Annotated in this window: 12 protein-coding genes; 9 read left to right on the top strand and 3 right to left on the bottom strand. The window is 69.4% G+C overall.

Going from position 1 to position 15,291, the window contains the following annotated elements; all coding sequences use genetic code 11:
- Positions 1-27 precede the first annotated feature (27 nt).
- Together PSm6_RS10655 and PSm6_RS10650 are read left to right on the top strand one after the other, a co-directional pair.
- Complete coding sequence (locus PSm6_RS10655) at positions 28-1,725, top strand: Na/Pi cotransporter family protein (RefSeq protein ID WP_043243827.1); 1,698 nt, start codon at positions 28-30, stop codon at positions 1,723-1,725.
- A 44-nt stretch (positions 1,726-1,769) separates the two neighbouring features.
- Complete coding sequence (locus PSm6_RS10650) at positions 1,770-2,810, top strand: AraC family transcriptional regulator (RefSeq protein ID WP_265170201.1); 1,041 nt, start codon at positions 1,770-1,772, stop codon at positions 2,808-2,810.
- A gap of 22 nt (positions 2,811-2,832) precedes the next feature.
- Here PSm6_RS10650 and PSm6_RS10645 read toward each other — a convergent pair whose 3' ends face one another.
- Together PSm6_RS10645 and PSm6_RS10640 are read right to left on the bottom strand one after the other, a co-directional pair.
- Positions 2,833-3,795 (bottom strand): NAD-dependent epimerase/dehydratase family protein, encoded by a 963-nt coding sequence (locus tag PSm6_RS10645; protein ID WP_043243829.1) that lies wholly within the window; start codon positions 3,793-3,795, stop codon positions 2,833-2,835.
- Entirely contained in the window at positions 3,783-4,700 is a 918-nt protein-coding gene (locus PSm6_RS10640) for a bile acid:sodium symporter family protein (protein ID WP_265170200.1), read from the bottom strand. The genes PSm6_RS10645 and PSm6_RS10640 overlap by 13 nt, the downstream gene beginning before the upstream one ends.
- A 179-nt stretch (positions 4,701-4,879) precedes the next feature.
- Here PSm6_RS10640 and PSm6_RS10635 point away from each other — a divergent pair, with 179 nt between their 5' ends.
- From PSm6_RS10635 to PSm6_RS10610, 6 genes are all read left to right on the top strand, one after another.
- On the top strand, positions 4,880-5,185 hold the full coding sequence (locus PSm6_RS10635) for a hypothetical protein (RefSeq protein WP_263400295.1): 306 nt from the start codon (positions 4,880-4,882) through the stop codon (positions 5,183-5,185).
- A 166-nt stretch (positions 5,186-5,351) separates the two neighbouring features.
- On the top strand, positions 5,352-7,583 hold the full coding sequence (locus PSm6_RS10630; protein WP_031287503.1) for a putative bifunctional diguanylate cyclase/phosphodiesterase: 2,232 nt from the start codon (positions 5,352-5,354) through the stop codon (positions 7,581-7,583).
- Positions 7,580-9,163 carry a methyl-accepting chemotaxis protein gene (locus PSm6_RS30725; protein ID WP_265170199.1) on the top strand — a complete coding sequence of 528 codons (1,584 nt, stop codon included), beginning with the start codon at positions 7,580-7,582 and terminating at the stop codon, positions 9,161-9,163. The genes PSm6_RS10630 and PSm6_RS30725 overlap by 4 nt, the downstream gene beginning before the upstream one ends.
- Positions 9,164-9,223: 60 nt before the next feature.
- Positions 9,224-10,600, top strand: a complete 1,377-nt coding sequence (locus PSm6_RS10620; protein ID WP_265170198.1) for a M16 family metallopeptidase — start codon at positions 9,224-9,226, stop codon at positions 10,598-10,600.
- A 106-nt stretch (positions 10,601-10,706) separates the two neighbouring features.
- Positions 10,707-11,744 (top strand): DUF5924 family protein, encoded by a 1,038-nt coding sequence (locus PSm6_RS10615; RefSeq protein WP_265170197.1) that lies wholly within the window; start codon positions 10,707-10,709, stop codon positions 11,742-11,744.
- Between the two features lie 202 nt (positions 11,745-11,946).
- Complete coding sequence (locus PSm6_RS10610) at positions 11,947-12,972, top strand: DUF6602 domain-containing protein (protein ID WP_265170196.1); 1,026 nt, start codon at positions 11,947-11,949, stop codon at positions 12,970-12,972.
- A gap of 150 nt (positions 12,973-13,122) precedes the next feature.
- On the opposite strand, the gene PSm6_RS10605 is transcribed toward PSm6_RS10610, so the two are convergent.
- Positions 13,123-14,349 carry a spore maturation protein gene (locus PSm6_RS10605; protein ID WP_265170195.1) on the bottom strand — a complete coding sequence of 409 codons (1,227 nt, stop codon included), beginning with the start codon at positions 14,347-14,349 and terminating at the stop codon, positions 13,123-13,125.
- A 140-nt stretch (positions 14,350-14,489) separates the two neighbouring features.
- On the opposite strand from PSm6_RS10605, the gene wrbA reads away from it, so the two are divergent.
- A complete protein-coding gene (gene wrbA, locus PSm6_RS10600; protein ID WP_184488229.1) occupies positions 14,490-15,086 on the top strand; it encodes an NAD(P)H:quinone oxidoreductase in 597 nt (198 codons plus the stop codon).
- Positions 15,087-15,291 lie beyond the last annotated feature (205 nt).

Below are 15,291 nucleotides of genomic sequence, written 5' to 3'. Positions count from 1 at the left end.
CATGTCGTTACCTTAAGGAGGGAACCGATGCTGACACTGCTCAACCTGCTCTCCGCCGTGGCCTTGCTCGTGTGGGGCACCAATATCGTTCGCACCGGCATCCTCCGGGTCTTCGGCAGCGACCTGCGCCGCTGGCTCAGCCACAGCATGAAGCGCGCGCCCCTGGCCTTCGCCGCCGGCATCGGCGTCACCGCCCTGGTGCAGAGCAGCAACGCCACCGCCCTGCTGGTCACCTCCTTCGTCGCCCAGGGGCTGATGGGGCTGTCCTCGGGCCTGGCGATCATGCTCGGCGCCGACGTCGGCACGGCACTGATGGCGCGGGTGCTGACCTTCGACCTGTCGTGGCTGTCGCCGCTGCTGATCTTCTTCGGGGTGGTGTTCTTCCTCTCGCGCAAGCAGACCCGCATCGGCCAGCTCGGCCGCGTGGCCATCGGCCTGGGGCTGATCATCCTCGCGCTGCAGCTGATCGTCGCCGCCGCCGAGCCCATCACCACCGCCAAGGGCGTGAAGGTGCTGTTCTCCTCGCTCACGGGCGACGTGATGCTCGACGCCCTGACCGGCGCGCTGTTCGCCATGGTCACCTACTCCAGCCTGGCTGCCGTGCTGCTCAGCGCGACCCTGGCCGCCGCCAAGGTGATCCCGCTCAAGGTCGCCCTGTGCCTGGTGATCGGCGCCAACGTCGGCAGCGGCATCCTCGCCATGATCAGCGCCACCTCGCAGAACGCTGCCGGCCGCCGGGTGGCCCTCGGCAGCCTGCTGTTCAAGCTGGTGGGCTGCCTGCTGGTGCTGCCGGTGGTGGGGCCGGCGGCGGAGTGGCTGGACAGCTGGAGCTTCTCCACCGCCGAGCTGGTGATCGCCTTCCACGTTCTCTACAACAGTGCGCGCTGCCTGCTGATGCTGCCACTGACGCCCTACATGGCGCGCTTCTGCGACTGGCTGCTGCCGGACCGCGAGCAGGCCACGGACGTGGCCAAACCCCGCCACCTGGACAAGAGCGCCCTGGACACGCCCAGCCTGGCCCTGGCCAACGCCGTGCGCGAGACCCTGCGCCTGGGCGATATCGTCGAGCAGATGCTGCACCACCTGCTCACGCTGATGCGCGGCGGCGACGCCCTGCTGGGCAAGGAGATCCACCGCCTCGACGACGACATCGACGCCCTCTACACCGCCATCAAGCTGTACCTGGCGCGCATGCCGCGGGAGGACCTGAGCGAGCGCGACAGCCGCCGCTGGGCCGAGATCATCGAGCTGACCATCAACCTGGAGCAGGCCGGCGACCTGATCGAGCGCATGGTCGGCGACGTGCAGCACAAGAAGACCTCGCAGCAGCGCTCCTTCTCCGAAGCCGGCCTGGCGGACATCGCCGAGCTGCACCAGCAACTGGTGAACAACCTGCGCCTGAGCCTGTCGGTGTTCCTCAACGGTGACCTGGAGAACGCCAAGCGCCTGCGTCGTGCCAAGCAGCGCTTCCGCATCCTCGAACGGCGCCTGTCCCACGCCCACGTCGAGCGCCTGCACCACCAGGTGGTGCAGAGCATCGAGACCAGCGCCCTGCACCTGGGCCTGATCAGCGACATGAAGCGCCTCAACTCGCTGTTCTGCGCCATCTCCTATGCGGTGCTGGACAACCCCGACGCCCCGCCGGTGGCCCTGGAGGACGGTGGCGTCGAGCCGCTGGTGGAGGACGATGTGGACTATCAGCCGGATGTCGGCTCCCATCGCTGAACAGGGCTCTTCCTGAGTCACGGCGGCTTGGGCAGAATCCTCCCATGAGCCCAACCGCCGCAGCACCCGACCAGGCCTCGGTCAGCGCCAGCCTGACCCAGGCCATCCTCCACGCCGCCGAGAGCCTTGGCCTGCCACGCGCCGAGCTGCTGGCCGCCAGCCGCCTGGACGACGCCCAGCTGCGCGACCCCGACGCGCGCATCCCCTTTCCCGCCCAGGAAGCGCTGTGGAGCGCCATCGAATCGCGCCTCGCCCATCCCGAGCCCGGCCTGGTGCTGGGCCAGGCCCTGGCGCCCGGCCAGTTCAGCGTGCTCGGCTACCTGCTGCAGAGCAGCCCGACCCTGGGGGACGCCCTGGAGGCCGAACTGCGCTACCAGCGCCTGGTGGGCGAGGGCGGCACCCTGGCGGTGGAAAACCGTGGCGACGAACTCTGGACCCTCTACCGCCCGCTGCACCCGCAGCTGCCCGCCACCCGCGCGCGGGTGCTGGCGCTGATGGCCTTCTGGATGCGCCTGATGCAACCGCTGCTGGATGACTTCCGCCTGCTGCGCGCCTGCTTCATCCATTCGCAACCGGAAAGCCTGGCCGCCTATGAGGACTGCTTCGCCTGCCCGCTGGAGTTCGACGCCACCGACTACGCCCTGGTGCTGCCGCTGAAACTGCGCGGCGCCGCCCTGCGCCAGGCCAACCCGCCCCTCCAGGCGCTGCTGCGCCAGCACGCCGAAGCCCTGCTCGCGCGGCTGCCCAGCGAAGGCCTGCGGGCCCGCGTGGTGGCCCTGCTCGGCGCCCAGCTGGCCCATGGCGAGCCGGACCGCGGCGCCCTCGCCTCTGGCCTCGGCCTCAGCGAGCGCACCCTGCAACGGCGCCTGGCCGAGGAGGGCAGCAGCTACCAGCAACTGCTCAGCGACACCCGCCTGCAACTGGCCGAGCGCCACCTGCAGGAGGGCAGCCTGCCCATCGCCGAGATCGCCGTGCTGCTGGGCTATTCCGAACCCAGCGTGTTCTTCCGCGCCTTCCGCCAGTGGACCGGCAAGACGCCGGGGGAATATCGCCAGCAGCTGGTGGCTGATTCGGCCAGGACCTAGCGAGCGCTGCGCGCCGCCGGAGTCAGGTACGCGGCAACACGCCCCGCGCATCGAGGAACGCCAGGAAGGCTTCGCGGCTGGAGTACTGCGGCTGGTAGCCGAACTCCTCCTTCAGGCGGCGGTTGTCGAGCACCGGGCGGTAGCGCAGGAAGTCCAGTTGCTCGGGGCCGTAGCGGGTCAGGCCGAGGGGTTTGAGCAGCGCCAGGGTGGCGAGGATCAGCGTCGCCGGCAGTGGCCGGTAGGGCTTGCCGAGGATGGCGGCGATCTCGGCCATGCTCAGCGCACCGTCGCCGGCCAGGTTGTAGATGCCTTCGGCGCCGCGCTCCAGGCCCTGGAGGATGATCGCCACCACGTCCTGGTCCCAGATGAATACGAAGCGGCTGTCATGACCGCGCACGCCCATCACCGAGGGTTTGTCGAAGAGCGCGGTGATCTGGTTGTCCACCCGCCGGCCGAGGATGGTGCCCGGGCGCAGCACCAGTTGGCGCAGCTGCGGGTGGCGTTCGCGTGCCTCGGCTAGCAGCTCTTCCACCTCGCGCTTGTGGCGGGCATAGGCGAAGGCGTCATGACCGCGCAGTGGGTCGGCTTCGTCGATCCATTCGGCGTTTTCCGGGTAGTAGCCGTAGGCGGCGCCGGAGCTGGTCACCACCAGTTGCCCGACGCCGTGGGCGGCGGCGGCCGTGACCACCGCGCGGGTGCCTTCGACGTCGATGGCGTGCAGGGTCGCCTCGCTCATGCCCGGCGGCGGCGTCACCACCGAGGCCAGGTGGACGATGGCCTGGGGCTGCCAGTGGGCGATGCAGGCGTCCACCGCCTCGGGCTGGGCGATGTCCAGCTGCACCTCCTCGACGTTCGCCGCGCGGGCGGACGCCGGCAGCGGGCGGATGTCCGCAGCCACCAGGCGCCAGTCGGGGTGGCGGGCGGCCAGCGCCTCCAGCAGTTGGTGGCCGATGTAGCCGGCGGCGCCGGTGATCAGGACGCGCATGGCACACCCTCCTCGGCGACGGGCAACGGCCGGTTGCGCCAGAAGGCCACCAGCAGCAGGCCGCTGACCAGGTGCCAGGTGCCCCAGAAGGCCGCCACCAGGGCCATGTTCGGCTCACCGCCGAACTGGGCGAAGATCAGCCCCAGGGCGAGGCCGGAGTTGTGCATGCTGATCTCGATGACCATGGCCCGCAGGTTGGCCCCGTGCTGGCGGGCGAGCCTGGCCATGGCCCAGCCGAGGACGATGGCGCTGGCGTTGTGCAGCACCACGATGAAGAACACCAGGCCGAGGTTGTCGACGAACAGGCGCCAGTTGCCGGCCACCGCGCCGCCGACGAAGACCACGAAGGCCAGCAGCGAGAAGCGCTTGAACCAGGGCGTCACCCGCTCGGCCAGGCGCGGCCACAGGTTGCCCACCAGCATGCCCGCCAGCAGCGGCAGGCCGAGCAGCACCACCACGCTGACGAGGATGCTGCCACGGTCCATCTGCAAGGCGCTGAGGCGCCCGGCCAGGTAGGCGGAGGCTTCCGGGTTGAGGCCGCTGGTGAGGGCGAAGTTGAGCGGCAGCAGCACCAGCGCCAGCAGGCTGGAGAGCGCCGTCATGCTCATCGACAACGCGGTGTTGCCGCGCGCCAGGTGGGTCATCACGTTGGACAGGTTGCCCCCCGGGCAGCAGGCCACCAGCAACAGGCCCAGTTCCAGCCCGGGGTGCAGGTCCACCAGCAGGGTCACCGCCAGGGTGGCCCAGGGCAGGATCAGGCACTGCCCGAGCATGCCGGCGAGCACCGGCTGCGGCTGGCGCAGCACGGCGAAGAACTGGCCGATGCGCAGTTCCAGGGAAACACCGAAGATCATTACCGCCAGCACCAGCCCGAGGATGAGCTGCTGGTTCGCGTCGTAGTTCATGGCAAGGCGCCCGTGGTTCTTGTTATGGCCGCCACTTTAGCGGCAGCCACGGCGCACCGGCAGTGGCCGAGCCCGCCAGGCGGCGTGGCGATTCGCGACAGACTGACGCCGGTCAATGCCCGCCAACCGGGCGATGGCTAGAGTTCATAGCCAATTGCCATCAGCCGTAGCCCCCGACCATGGACAGCTCCGATCCGCCGATCGCCGCCATCACCGATCCTGCGCTCGCCTGCCTGCTGCGCGAGATGCTGCCCGCCATGGGCGTCGTCTGCGAAGTGCTCACCGAGACCGGCCAATGCCAACGGGCCCCCCTGTGCCGATGGCTCAAGGACGCCCCCCTCAGCGAGACGACCCGATTGCGCATGCTCCTCGACGAGACGGTGACGGTGCTCGACCGCACCCGCCACGCCTTCAAGTCCCGTGAACTCGGACGCTTGCGCCGGCGCCTGGAACAGGCGCTGGAAGAGTTGTCGGGCCCGGCCTGACTGGTGTACAACCTCGCGCTGCAAGGTTCCGCCAAGGGCGGGAACCGGCTTTGCCGGGCAGGACGCAAGGGCCTGCAAGACAAGGCGCCACGCGTGGCAGTTCACCCAGAACTGCCACCCGTGGCGCCTTTTTTATTGCCTGCAGGTTTTCACGAGGGATTGAGGGATGGGGCTGGAAACACAACTCAAGGGGATGCTCGGCAGAATCGGCCTCGGCCGTCGCGAAATCGACCAGCGCTGTCGCTACCTGGACTGGCAGGCGCTCGACGCCGCGCGCCTGAACCGCCAGGCGGAGGCGGTCGAGGCCCTGCACGAGGTGTTCGTCGAGCGCCTCTACGCGCACCTCGACCACTTCGAGCCGACCGCCAGCATCCTCCGCGACCCGGCGACCCTGGCGCGCCTGAAGGCCAGCCAGCTGGACTACTACCAGCGCCTGTGGAAGGGCCCCTATGACCGCGACTACGTCCTGCACCGGCTCAAGGTCGGCCTGGTGCACCAGCGCGTGGGCGTCGAGCTGAAGTGGTACCTGGGCGCCTACCGCCTGTACCTCGACCAGATGCTCACCGGCCTGCTCGGCGACAGCGAGACCACCCGCACCCTGGGCAGCCTCATGAAAGTGGTGTTCTTCGACATCGCCCTGGCCATCGACACCTACAGTGCCGCCCAGCACCAGGCCCTGGAGGACAGCGAGGCGCGCTTCGCCCGGGCCCTGCGCGGCGCCAACGACGGCCTCTGGGACTGGGACCTGGAGCACGACCGGCTGTACATCTCCGAGCGCTGGGCGAGCATGCTCGGCCGCTCGCGCGATGCCTTCGGCGAGAGCAGCGCCGGCTGGTTCGCCCGCGTCCACCCCGACGACCTGCCGGCCCTGCGCCAGGCCATCGACACCCACCTGCGGGGCGACAGCCCCTGGCTCAGCCACGAGTACCGCATGCGCCAGCAGGACGGCAGCTACCTCTGGGTCCTGGTGCGAGGCGTCGCCGAGGGCCAGCGCATGGCCGGCTCGCAGACCGACATCAGCCAGCGCAAGGCCACCGAGCACCAGCTCAGCCACGCGGCGCGCCACGACCCGCTTACCGGCCTGGCCAACCGCCTGCGCCTGGACGAGATCCTGCAGCAGGCCCTGCAACGCCAGTTGCGCCCTGGCGCCCGCCAGGCGGCGCTGCTGTTCATCGACCTCGACCGTTTCAAGCTGATCAACGACAGCCTCGGCCACGCCGTCGGTGATCGCGTGCTGGTGGAGGTGGCCCATCGCCTGGAGCGCTGCCTGCGCCCGGGCGACCACCTGGCGCGCTTCGGCGGCGACGAGTTCGTCGTGCTGCTCGACGACCTGGCCTGCCTGGGCGACGCCGAGGTCGTCGCCCAGCGCATGCTCGACAGCCTCCACCAGCCGCTGCACCTGGACGAGCGCACCCTGGTGGTCAGCGCCAGCATCGGCATCACCGGGCTCCAGGCCGAGGGCCAGACCATCGACGCGCTGCAGGCCGCCGACCTCGCCCTGTACCGCGCCAAGGAGGCCGGCAAGGCGCAGATCGCCCGCTACAGCAGCGAGCTGCAGGCCGCCGCGAAGAACCGCCTCGACCTGGAGAGCGCCCTGGCCCAGGCCCTGGCGCGCGACGAGTTCGAACTGCATTACCAGCCCATCTGCCGCACCGACCAGGGCCAGCCGCTGCTGGTGGGCGTGGAGGCCCTGCTGCGCTGGCGCCAGGGCGACCGCCTGGTGCAGCCGGCGCAGTTCATCCCGGCGCTGGAGGAGTCCGGCGAGATCATCGCCGTCGGCGACTGGGTGCTGCGCGAAGCCTGCCGCCAGACCCGCGCCTGGCAACTGGACGGCCAGCGCGGCCTGCGCTGCTCGGTCAACCTCTCCAGCCGCCAGCTGCACCAGCCGGGCTTCGCCGCGCGGCTCGAGTCGATACTCGAGGAATCGGGCCTGCCCCCTTCCAGCCTGGTGCTGGAGATCACCGAAAGCCTGCTGATGCAGGACGGCGCCGACACCCTCGCCTGCCTGCGCGAGTTGGCCTGCCAGGGCGTGCGCCTGGCGCTGGACGACTTCGGCACCGGCTACTCCTCCCTCGGCTACCTCAAGCGCTTCCCGCTGCACATCCTCAAGGTCGACCGCAGCTTCATCGACGGCGCCCCCGAGGACCCCGAGCTGCGCGCCATTTCCCGCGCCATCATCGGCCTGGGCGCCAGCCTGGGGCTGGAGGTGATCGCCGAAGGCGTCGAGCGCCCCGAACACCTGGACTTCCTCGCCGCCGAGGACTGCCACTACGCCCAGGGCTACTGGTTCAGCCGGCCGCGCCCGCCCCAGGCCCTGGAACGCCTGTTCAACGGCGAAGAATGTTTCGACGGGCACTGGTGCCTGCTGCCCGAAGCCACCACGAGAGCGACCTCATGAAACGCAACCTGCCGGTCAGCGGACGCGCCGTCGTCTTCGCCGACGACGCCAACATCCTCTCCACCACCGACCTCAAGGGCGTGATCACCCACGTCAACCAGGACTTCGTCGACGTCAGCGGCTTCAGCCGCCCGGAGCTGATCGGCCACAGCCACAACCTGGTGCGCCACCCGGACATGCCCGCCGCTGCCTTCGCCCACCTGTGGCAGACGCTCAAGGCCGGGCGCAGCTGGATGGGCCTGGTGAAGAACCGCTGCAAGAACGGCGACCACTACTGGGTCAGCGCCTTCGTCACCCCGGTGGTGCACAACGGCCAGGTGCTGGAGTACCAGTCGGTGCGCACCTGCCCGAGCGCCGAGCAGGTGCTGCGTGCCGAACGGGTCTACGCCCGGCTCGAGGCCGGCCGCATGCCCGCCCACACGCGCCTGCCGCTGCACCTGCGCCTGCTCGCCGGCCCGGCCCTGGGCATGGCGCTGGGCATCGCCCTGTACCAGGCCCTGGCGCCCTACGGCCTGCTCGCCGCCGTGCCGGCCTGGGGCCTGGCGCTGGGCTGCGCGGGGCTGGCCCTGCACCGCCAGCTGCGCCCGCTGCGTGAACTCCTGGGCCGCGCCCGGGGCATTGCCGACAACCCGCTGAGCCAGGCGGTCTATGGCCAGCGCAGCGACGAATTCGGCCAGCTCGGCTTCTGCCTGCAGATGCTGGAGATGGAGACCGGCGCGCTGGTCGGGCGCATCGCCGAATCCTCGCGCCAGCTCGCCGAGCACGCCGAGGAGCTGGCCACCGCCGTCGCCCACGGCAGTGCCGGCAGCCACCGCCAGCAGCAGGAGACCGACCAGGTGGCCACCGCCGTCGGGCAGATGGCCGGCAGCGTCCAGGAAGTGGCGCGCAGCGCCCAGCAGAGCGCCTGCGCCGCCGACCAGACCGACGACGCCGCGCGCATCGGCCAGCACGAGGTGAGCGCCACCCGCGCCCGCATCGCCGAGCTGGACGAGGACGTGCGCAACGCCACCCGCGTGGTGCGCGAGCTGCAGGACCACAGCAGCGCGATCGGCCAGGTGCTGGACGTGATCCAGGGCGTCGCCGAGCAGACCAACCTGCTGGCCCTGAACGCCGCCATCGAGGCCGCGCGCGCCGGTGACGCCGGGCGTGGCTTCGCCGTGGTCGCCGACGAAGTACGCGCCCTGGCCGGGCGCACCCAGCAGTCCACCGCGCAGATCAACCAGATGATCAACAGCCTGCAGAGCGGCGCCGAGCAGGCCGTCGCGGCCATGCAGCGCAGCTGCGCCCAGGCCGAGAGCAGCCTGGCCCAGGCCCAGCGCGCGGCCGAGTCCCTGGAGCGGATCAACCAGCAGGTCGGCGCCATCAACGGCATGAGCCTGCAGATCGCCAGCGCGGTGGAGCAGCAGAGCGCCGCCAGCGAGGAGATCCAGCGCAGCCTGGCCACCATCCGCCGCGCCGCCGACGACAACGCCAACAGCGGCCTGTGCAGCCAGCGCAGCGCCGGCGAGGTGGCCGGCCTGGCCGCCGACCTGCGCCAGCTGGCCCTGCAGTTCTGGAGCAGCCGCCGCGGCCTGGGGTGATTGCGCAAGGGCGGGGGCGATCCGCTATGCTCGGCGCTTCCTCCCAGCCAGACCCTCGCCATGCGCTACCTGCTCTGCCTGCTGCTTTTGCTCGGTGCCTCGGCACAGGCGTTCGACCGCGACCGGGTCGAGGGCTACGACCTGCAGAACGGCTTGCAGGTGATCCTCAAGCCCACCCCCGAGCGCGGCCATGTCGCCATCCGCCTGGTGGTGGGTGTCGGCTTCGACGACTTCGCCTGCTCGGACAAGGAGCTGCCGCATCTGCTGGAACACCTGTTCTTCAGCGGCCTGGGCGGCGCCGGCGAGGCGGACCTGGAAGCGCGCATGCAGGCTCTGGGCGGCGAATGGAACGCCTTCACCAGCGCCAGCGACACCGCCTTCGTCATCGAGGCGCCGGCGCAGAACCAGCGCAAGGTACTCGACCTGCTGCTGCAGGTGCTCGACGACACCCAACTGACCGACGCCCGCATCGCCACCGCCAAGCAGGTGGTGCAGCGCGAGGGCGGCGGCCACTACTCGCACCTGGAACGCCTGCTGGACCGCCAGGACCTGGGCCGCGAAGCCCACGACCAGCTCGCCGTCGAACTGGGCCTGGCCTGCGCCGAGCGCCCCCAGGTGGAGCACCTGCAGCGCGAGGCCCTGGAGGCCCTGCGTCGCGACTGGTACGCCCCCAACAACATGAGCCTGATCGTGGTCGGCGACCTCGACCGCCTGCTGCCGGCCTTCATCGAGCGGCGCTTCGGCGCCCTGGCGCCGGTGGAAGTACGCGAGCACCCGGCCCTGCCGGAAAGCAACGACAACGCCGCCGAGCACCGCACCCTGCGCCGCGGCCTGGTGGGCCAGAGCGCCACGCTGCACTGGATCTACCGCGAGCCGGAGGTAGACGGCGCCGACTACGCCGCCTGGGAGCTGCTCAAGGACTACCTGAACTGGGAGCTCTACCAGCAGCTGCGCATCCAGAACGGCCTCTCCTACGGGCCCTGGACCGAGCGCCGCGCCTTCGGCGGCGAAACCTTCCTCAGCCTCAACGCCGACCTGGAGCGCAGCGACGTGGAACCGGCGCTGCAGGTGCTGCGCACACTCACCACGCGCCTACGCGACCAGGGGCTGGACCGCGACAGCTTCGAGCGCCTGAAGAACCTCGCCATCAGCCGTCAGGCATGGGCGGCACAGGGCAACTCGGCGCTGGCCGACTACTACTGGAACTCCCTGGGTGACTACCAGGAGGGCCGCTTCGGCAACGAGGCCGACGCCCTGCGTGCGGTGACCCTGCAGCAGGTCAACGCCATCGCCCGCGAGCTGTTCCACGAACCGGGCTACATCCGCATCGAGCAGCCCCTGCTGGGCTACGACCAGTTGGCCTGGCTGCTGCCGGCCCTGCTGGGCCTGGCCCTGCTCGCCGCCCTGCTGTGGCGCGGCCGGCGCCCGGGCACGTGACCCGCGCCCGCCTGAGGCACTGGCCGTCGGCTGCGGCGCCTGGCGCCTTCTCAGGCCGGCGGGCGGGCAGTATCCTGCGGCCCCCGCAGCTTTCGCCGACGTGCCCATGTCGATCTGGAAAAACCGCCTGCTCGCCCTGATCGCGCTGATCCAGCGCCACCCGCGGCTCATCGCGCTCTACGGCTTCTGCTCGGGCGTCGGCAGCTTCCTGCTGGTGGATCGCGGCGCGCGCCTGGCCAAGGTGATCGCCATCGTGATGCTGGTGAGCTGGGTCTGGCTGCTGCTGGAGAACCTGTTCCGCAGCAGCATCGAGCGCCTGTTCAAGATCGAGCTGCCACCACCGCTGACGCGCTTCCTGACCCAGCTGATCCACCAGGAAAGCCTGTTCTTCGTGCTGCCCTTCTTCCTCATCACCACCAGCTGGAACAGCGGCCAGTCGCTGTTCACCGGGCTGCTGGCGGTGGCGGCGGTGATCTCCATCGTCGACCCGCTGTACAACCGCTTCCTCGCGCCGCACCGCTGGCTGTTCCTCGCCTACCACACCCTGACCCTGTTCGCGGTGCTGCTCACGGCGCTGCCGATCATCCTCCACCTGACCACCGCGCAAAGCTTCGAGTGGTCCCTCGGAATCGCCGTGCTGCTGTCCTTCCTCAGCCTCTACAGCACCATCCGCGTGCAACGCTGGTGGCGGGGCCTGGCCCTGGTCGGCCTGACCCTGGCCCTGGGCGCCACCGGCTGGCTGACCCGGGTGATGGTGCCGCCGGCCACCCTGTGGCTGACTGAAGTGGCGGTGACCCCGGAACTGGACGACCACCAGCGCACCCCGGGCAAGGGCGTGGAAACCGTGACCGCCGCCGAGCTGCGCAGCGATGGCCTCTACGCCTACACCGCGATCAACGCGCCGCGCGGGCTGAACGAGCGCATCTACCACCTGTGGCGTTTCGAGGGCCAGGAAGTGGACCGCATCGCCCTGGACATCCACGGCGGCCGCGACAAGGGCTACCGCGCCTGGACCCACAAGCAGAACTTCCCCGCCAACCCGGTGGGCCGCTGGCAGGTGCGCGTGGTCACCGAGGCCGGGCAGATGATCGGCACCCTGCGCTTCGAGGTCACCGAGGACCCGCTGCCGCCCAAGCCGCATTGACCTTGGCGCCATGACCGCATAGCCGTATGACCGTAGGAGCGAGCTCTGCTCGCGAAGCCTTTGGCGGTGCTACGCACCGCTTGGCGACTGAAGTCGCCCCTACAGGTGCCTCGACACACCGATGGAAGAGCGTCGCGAATGAATGTTCCCACAGGCTCAGTGCCTGTAGATTGCGGACGCTCAACCCCCTCAAGGAAGACCCATGGCCATCATCAACAACTGGGCGAAGTCCATCGCCCGGGTGCTGGAAACCAGCTTCAGCGTCAGCAGCAGCATCGCCAATCACCCGACCGTACTCGGCGATGCACGCGAGAGTTTCATCCGTGATGTCCTCAAGCGCTTCCTGCCGAGCAACATCAGCATCGGCTCGGGGCAGATCGTCGACAACGAAGGCGGCATCTCCAAGCAGATCGACCTGATCATCTACCGCAACGACTTCCCCACCCTGCGCACCTTCGGCTCGGCGGACGTGTACCTGATCGAAGGCGTGGTCGCCACGGTGGAGGTCAAGTCGCAGCTCAACGACAAGTCCCTGGTCGAAGCCCTGGAAAACGGCAGGTCGGTGCGCAACCTGCGGCCGTCGTTGCTCAAGGCCTCGCTGGACGACTACAGCACCCGCGTTTTCGGCAAGCCGCACACGGAGCTCTCCATCCCCCAGTACAACTCGCTCATGGGCCTGGTACTGCCGCCGACCTACGTCTACGGCTACCGCGGCTATACCGAGAACAGCCTGGAGGACCTGCGCGGAAGCCTGAACCGCTGGCACAACGTGCCCAACAGCGCCGGTGAGCTGGATATCACGCTGATGCCGGAGGTGATCGCCACCCAGGGCTGCGTGAGCCTGAAGAACCTCAGCAACTTCCTGCAGCTGCCCCATGCGGGCGCGGAAGACCTCGAGGCCTGCCGCCAGTCGTTCAACCAGGCGATGAACACCGACCTCGGCAAGCAGGCGTTCTATGCGAACTTCCGGGCCAACGAAAACGCGCGCTTCGACTATGGCCTGGCCCTGAAGACCTCCGATACGCCGCTGCAGTACCTGATCTCCAGCCTGCTGGAGACGGTCATCTCACGCATCGGCCACCAGCAGTTGGGCGGCACCGCCATCCAGTACAACCTGCTGCGCTACCACATGACCGAGGAGATGGAGGGCGGCTGGTCCGGCGCGGCGGTGAACGTCACCAGCGTGCGCGACCCGAAGCTGGACTTCGCCAAGGCCAACGGGTTCTGAGCCCGGGCGGTGCCAGGCGAATGAATTCGCCCCTACAGGGTTGGACGCGGGCCGTAGGGCGGGTGCAACCCGCCACCCCCGATCGCGAATGAATTCGCTCCCACCGGTTCAGCGCCGGCGGTAGCCCGGGCTTCAGCCCGGGAGCTGGGGTCAGCCGAAGAACCAGTAGCACACCAGGATCGAGGCGATGACGCCGGCGAGGTCGGCCAGCAGGGCGCAGCCCACCGCGTGGCGGGCACGCTGGATGCCCACGGCACCGAAGTACACCGCCAGCACGTAGAAGGTGGTTTCGGTGCTGCCCTGCATAGTGGCGGCCACTAGGGCGGGGAAGCTGTCCACGCCCTGGGTCTGCATGGTTTCGATGAGCATGGCGCGGGCGGCGCTGCCGGAGAACGGCTTGACCAGGGCGGTGGGCAAGGCGTCGACGAAGCGGGTGTCGAGGCCGGACCATTCCACCAGCGCGCGGATGCCATCGAGGCCGAAGTCCAGGGCGCCGGAGGCACGCAGCACGCCCACGGCGCAGAGCATGGCCACCAGGTAGGGCAGCAGGCTCTTGGCAACATCGAAGCCGTCCTTGGCGCCGTCAACGAAGGTTTCGTACACCGGCACCTTCTTAAACGCGCCCACCAGCAGGAACAGCATGATCAGGCCGAACAGCACCAGGTTGCCCAGCAGCGACGACAGGGCCGCCAGCGCCGTGGCGGAGAGGCCGGCCAGCAGCGCCATGAAGCCGCCCAGCAACAGGGCGCCGGGTACCAGGTAGGCGAGCACCACCGGGTCCCACAGTTTCAGGCGTTGCATGAAGGCCACCGTGAGCAGGCCCACCAGGGTGGAAGCGCTGGTGGCCAGGAGGATGGGCAGGAACACCAGGGTCGGGTCGGCGGCCCCCTGTTGCGCGCGGTACATGAAGATGGACACCGGCAACAGGGTCAGGGACGAGGCGTTGAGCACCAGGAAGAGGATCTGCGCATTGCTCGCCGTGGTGCTGCTGGGGTTGAGCTCCTGCAGCGCGCGCATGGCCCTGAGGCCGATGGGGGTGGCGGCGTTGTCCAGGCCCAGGCCGTTGGCGGCGAAGTTGAGGGTGATCAGCCCCAGCGCGGGATGGCCCCGGGGCACCTCGGGCATCAGCCGGGCGAACAGCGGGCCCAGCAGGCGCGCCAGCACCTCCACCAACCCGGCCTTTTCGGCGATGCGCAGCAGCCCCATCCACAGGGTCAGGGTGCCGAACAGCAGGATCATCACCTCGACCGAAAGCTTGGCCATGGCGAACAGGCTTTCCACCATGGCGGCCCAGACACCCGGGTCACCGCCGAGCCAGCGCACCAGCGCCGCGGTCGCGGCCACCACGAAGAAGCCGAGCCAAAGGCCGTTGAGCATGAACGATCCCCCCGAAAACGATGGGCGGATGATAGCGGCGGGGGCACGGCGCGCGCCAGGAAGCCACCCCGGCAATGTCATGAAAGCCATCTAGGCTGAACCGGGTCGGTCGATGACGACCTCTGTCCTGGGAGATGACGATGAAGAAGGTCCTGGTGCTCTATTACTCCATGTACGGCCATATCGAACGCCTGGCCGAAGCGGTGGCCGAGGGCGCGCGCAGCGTGCCGGGCGTGGAGGTGACCCTCAAGCGCGTCGCCGAGACCATCCCCGAGGACATCGCCCGCAACGCCGGCGCCAAGCTCGACCAACCCGCCGCCGTGGCCAGCCCCCAGGAGCTGGCGGACTACGACGCCATCCTCTTCGGCACCCCGACCCGCTTCGGCAACATGGCCGGGCAGATGCGCACCTTCCTCGACCAGACCGGCGGCCTCTGGGTGAAAGGCGCCCTGGTGGGCAAGTTCGGCAGCGTGTTCACCTCCACCGGCACCGGCGGCGGCTCGGAAACCACCATCACCTCGTTCTGGAACACCCTGGCCCACCACGGCATGCTCATCGTCGGCCTGCCCTACGCGGCACCCGAGCTGACCGACATCAGCGACGTACGCGGCGGCTCACCCTACGGCGCCGCCACCCTCGCCGGCGCCGACGGCTCACGCACGCCGACCGACAAGGAACTCGCGCTCGCCAGATTCCAGGGCGCACACGTAGCCAAGTTGGCAGTTAGGTTGCAATAGGAGTTGAGGTGGGGAAAGACTCCAGCTCCCGGCTTTTGTCTTCCAGCTTCCAGCTGCTTTTCTCTTCCAGCTGCTTTTAACGCTACCACCGAGAAGCTGGATCACAGCTTCCCGGTGGCGGCTTCACCTGACCCGGCCCGCGTTCGCGGAGGTAACCCCTTTACCCCTAGGTCATGCCGCTCTACCGACGCGGAACAACCCGGCC

Source organism: Pseudomonas solani (assembly GCF_026072635.1).
Lineage (GTDB): Bacteria > Pseudomonadota > Gammaproteobacteria > Pseudomonadales > Pseudomonadaceae > Metapseudomonas > Metapseudomonas solani.
This window is presented reverse-complemented; position numbering and strand designations above follow the sequence as displayed.

Bases quoted from the DNA above. Each gene is read 5' to 3' on its own strand.
- PSm6_RS10630 (WP_031287503.1), top strand. From the start codon at position 5,352: ATGGGGCTGGAAACACAACTCAAGGGGATGCTCGGCAGAATCGGCCTC.
- PSm6_RS10610 (WP_265170196.1), top strand. From the start codon at position 11,947: ATGGCCATCATCAACAACTGGGCGAAGTCCATCGCCCGGGTGCTGGAA.
- PSm6_RS10615 (WP_265170197.1), top strand. From the start codon at position 10,707: ATGTCGATCTGGAAAAACCGCCTGCTCGCCCTGATCGCGCTGATCCAG.
- PSm6_RS10640 (WP_265170200.1), bottom strand. From the start codon at position 4,700: ATGAACTACGACGCGAACCAGCAGCTCATCCTCGGGCTGGTGCTGGCG.
- PSm6_RS10655 (WP_043243827.1), top strand. From the start codon at position 28: ATGCTGACACTGCTCAACCTGCTCTCCGCCGTGGCCTTGCTCGTGTGG.
- PSm6_RS10605 (WP_265170195.1), bottom strand. From the start codon at position 14,349: ATGCTCAACGGCCTTTGGCTCGGCTTCTTCGTGGTGGCCGCGACCGCG.
- PSm6_RS30725 (WP_265170199.1), top strand. From the start codon at position 7,580: ATGAAACGCAACCTGCCGGTCAGCGGACGCGCCGTCGTCTTCGCCGAC.
- PSm6_RS10635 (WP_263400295.1), top strand. From the start codon at position 4,880: ATGGACAGCTCCGATCCGCCGATCGCCGCCATCACCGATCCTGCGCTC.
- wrbA (WP_184488229.1), top strand. From the start codon at position 14,490: ATGAAGAAGGTCCTGGTGCTCTATTACTCCATGTACGGCCATATCGAA.
- PSm6_RS10620 (WP_265170198.1), top strand. From the start codon at position 9,224: ATGCGCTACCTGCTCTGCCTGCTGCTTTTGCTCGGTGCCTCGGCACAG.
- PSm6_RS10645 (WP_043243829.1), bottom strand. From the start codon at position 3,795: ATGCGCGTCCTGATCACCGGCGCCGCCGGCTACATCGGCCACCAACTG.
- PSm6_RS10650 (WP_265170201.1), top strand. From the start codon at position 1,770: ATGAGCCCAACCGCCGCAGCACCCGACCAGGCCTCGGTCAGCGCCAGC.